This is a genomic window from Cellulomonas sp. B6 (assembly GCF_001462455.1).
Taxonomy (GTDB): Bacteria; Actinomycetota; Actinomycetes; order Actinomycetales; family Cellulomonadaceae; genus Cellulomonas.
Genome location: NZ_LNTD01000058.1, coordinates 1 through 3,063, shown reverse-complemented (window position 1 = coordinate 3,063; position 3,063 = coordinate 1). Strand labels below are relative to the sequence as shown.

The window sequence follows — 3,063 nt, the reverse complement described above, 5'->3', positions numbered from 1 at the left end:
CCGACGAGCCCGACGAGCACCACGAGGACCACGACCACGACGTCGACGAGCCACGGCCGCGCGCGCACGAGCCGCGCGAGCGCGGTGCCGTCGCCGACCTGCTCCTCCGTGAGCGGCGCCGACGCGGGTGCGGCGGGCTGCGTCACCGGCGCGCGTCGGACCACCACGCGCCCACTCTCCCACCCCCGCGCGGGGTCCTGCCCGGGCAGGACGACGCGCGCGACCACGCGGCCCACGCCCGGCGCGTCGACCGGGCGGTCGTCCCGGCCGACGACGGCAGGCAGGTGCGGCGGTTCAGCGGACGTCATGCCGCACCAGGCGGTATGCGGCGGCGACGAGCACGACCACGGCCCAGACAGCGAGCACGACGCCCCCGCCCCACACGCCCAGCCGGGGGCCGCGCGTGGCGGCGTCGAGGGCGGCGATCGCGGCGTCGTCCTGCAGCAGGCGCGCACCCGCGGACGGCAGGAACGCGCGCAGCGTGTCGCTGAAGCGGCCCGGGTTGGCGGCGAGGAGCTGGTCGCCGAGGAACACGAGCACGAGACCGCCGACGATCGCACCGGCGGGCCGACGCAGCAGCGCACCGAGGCCGAGGCCGAGCAGCGCGACGCCGACCCCGGCGAGCACGAGGCCGAGCAGCGCCCGCGCGGTGCCGGGCACGGCGAGGTCGAGCACCGGGGCGTCGGCCGCGCGCGCCGGGACCGTCGCGACCCACGACGCGACGAGCGCGAGCGCCCCGGTGACCAGCGCGGCGACGGTCGTGACGACCACCTGGGCGAGCAGCACGGGCAGCCGCCGCGGCACGGCCGTGAACGTCGTGCGGGCCGTGCCCGTCGTGTGGTCGGCCGTCGCGACGAGCACCCCGAGCACGAGGAACCCGAGCTGCGCGAGCACGAACCCCGACGTGACCACCCACGAGCCGGACCGGCCGTCGTCGGGCCGCACGAACAGCCCCAGCCCGTACGCGACGGCCGCGGCGGCGACGACCGTGCCGAGCACGAGCCAGCCGTTCGAGCGCAGGCTCGTGAACCGCGTCGTCTCCGCGCGCAGCACGCGCAGGACCGTGGGCCCGCGGCGGACGGGCGCGCCGAGCACGGCACCCCCGTCCGCACGCCGCCCGGCGGCGAGCGCCGTCATCGCACGTCCCGCAGTCGCAGCCGCAGCACGGCCGCGACGAGCAGCACGAGCACCCACGCGGCGAGGACGAGGCCACCGCCCACGGGGCCGATGTCCGGTGCGCCTTCCATCGGGCCGGACGACGCGGGGAACGTCATGAGCTGCGCGGCGCCGCCGGGCGACAGCACCATGAGCGTGCCGCCGACCGTCACCTGCGCGACGGGCTCCAGCACTGTCGGGTCGGCGGGGAGCGGCGGCGGGCCCACCATCGTGAGCAGCACCGGGAGGACCAGCGCGACGACGAGCGTCGTGACCATCGCCGGGACGGTCCGCCGCAGCAGCACGCCGATCGCGAGGCCCAGCAGCGTCAGCCCGACGACGAACAGCCCCATGCCGAGCATGACGCCCGGCGTCTCGCCCTCCCAGACGTCGACCGCGATGCCGCGACGAGCGGCCGGGGGCAGGAGGCCCACGACGCTCGCGGCGACGCTCAGCACCGCGACCACGGCCGCGAACGCGGCGGTGACGAGCGCCTGCGCCGCGACGACGGGCCAACGACGCGGCACGGCCGTGAACGTGGTGCGCGCCGCACCCGTGCGGAACTCGCCGGCACCGGCGAGGACGCCCAGCACGAGCGCCCCCACCTGGGCGAGCCCGAGACCGGTGCTCAGCGAGCCGACCGGGTCGAAGCCCGGGTCGACCGAGGACGCCTGCGCGCTGAGGTAGGTGATGACCCCGGCCACGACGACGGTCACGCCGCCGGTCCACCAGGGGGAACGCAACGACACGAGCTTGGTCCACTCGGACGCGACCACGCGCGGGAACGTCGGCCCGCGCCGCGCGTCGGACCGGACGCCACCGGGCGCCGCCGCCACCGCGGCGCTCACCGCGCACCGCCCGAGGTCCCCGCGGCCCGGTACTCGACCGCGTCCGCCGTGAGCTGCAGGTACGCGTCCTCCAGCGACACCTGCTCGGCCGCGAGCTCGAGGACCGCCGCGCCGCAGCGCTGCGCGGCCGTGCCGACGTCGTCGACCGTGACGCCGCGCACGTGCAGCGCACCGCCCTCCTGGGGAGTCACCTCGGCGCCGGCCGCCAGCAGCTCGCGGGCCAGGCGCTCGGGCTCGGTGGTGCGCACGCGCACCGCGCCGGCACGCTCCGAGCGGTCGACGACCTCCTGCACCGACGCGTCGGCGAGCAGCCGCCCGCGGCCGATGACGACCACGCGGTTTGCGCACAGCGCGAGCTCGTGCATGAGGTGCGAGGACAGCAGGACCGTGCGGCCCTCCGCGGCGAGCTCGCGCACCAGGCGGCGCACCCACAGCACGCCGTCGGGGTCGAGACCGTTGACGGGCTCGTCGAGGATGAGCGTCCGCGGGTCGCCCAGCAGCGCACCCGCGATGCCGAGCCGCTGGCCCATGCCCAGCGAGAACGTGCCCGCCCGGCGCCGCGCGACCGCCTCCAGGCCCGTCTGCTCCAGGACCTCACGAACCCGCGCCCTGCCGATGCCGTGCGTCTGCGCGAGCGACAGCAGGTGCTTGTACGCCGTGCGGCCGGGATGCACCGAGCGCGCGTCGAGCATGACGCCGACCGCGTGCAGCGGCGCCGGCAGGTCCGCGTAGCGGCGCCCGTCGACGCGCGCCGTGCCCGACGTCGCACGCTCCAGCCCGACGACGACGCGCATGGTCGTCGACTTGCCCGCACCGTTGGGCCCCAGGAACCCCGTGACCGTGCCCGGCCGCGCGGTGAACGTCAGCCCGTCCACGGCCGTCGTGCTCCCGTAGCGCTTGGTCAGCGCCTCCACCTCGATCATCACGTCTCCTCGCCCGTGCCGACCCCTCGCGGGGCGTCCGTCGGCGACGCTACGGAGACGAGGGTGTGCGCCAGCACCTGCCACGAGAGGAGACCACCGGGACGGCGCTCTCCTCCCACGGGAGGAGCCCGTCCCCC

At 77.0% G+C, this 3,063-nt stretch carries 3 protein-coding genes and 1 pseudogene; all 4 read right to left on the bottom strand.

Annotation, left to right across the window (positions count from 1 at the left end):
* Nucleotides 1–308: pseudogene (locus ATM99_RS04330) on the bottom strand (two-component sensor histidine kinase); the annotation flags it as partial.
* The gene (locus tag ATM99_RS04325; protein ID WP_062101705.1) at nt 295–1,137 is read right to left on the bottom strand and encodes a hypothetical protein; all 843 of its coding nucleotides are present in this window, start codon (nt 1,135–1,137) and stop codon (nt 295–297) included. The pseudogene ATM99_RS04330 and the gene ATM99_RS04325, both read right to left, overlap by 14 nt.
* On the bottom strand, nt 1,134–2,003 hold the full coding sequence (locus tag ATM99_RS04320) for an ABC transporter permease (protein ID WP_062101704.1): 870 nt from the start codon (nt 2,001–2,003) through the stop codon (nt 1,134–1,136). The genes ATM99_RS04325 and ATM99_RS04320 overlap by 4 nt, the downstream gene beginning before the upstream one ends.
* Entirely contained in the window at nt 2,000–2,926 is a 927-nt protein-coding gene (locus ATM99_RS04315; protein ID WP_062101703.1) for an ABC transporter ATP-binding protein, read from the bottom strand. The genes ATM99_RS04320 and ATM99_RS04315 overlap by 4 nt, the downstream gene beginning before the upstream one ends.
* Nucleotides 2,927–3,063 lie beyond the last annotated feature (137 nt).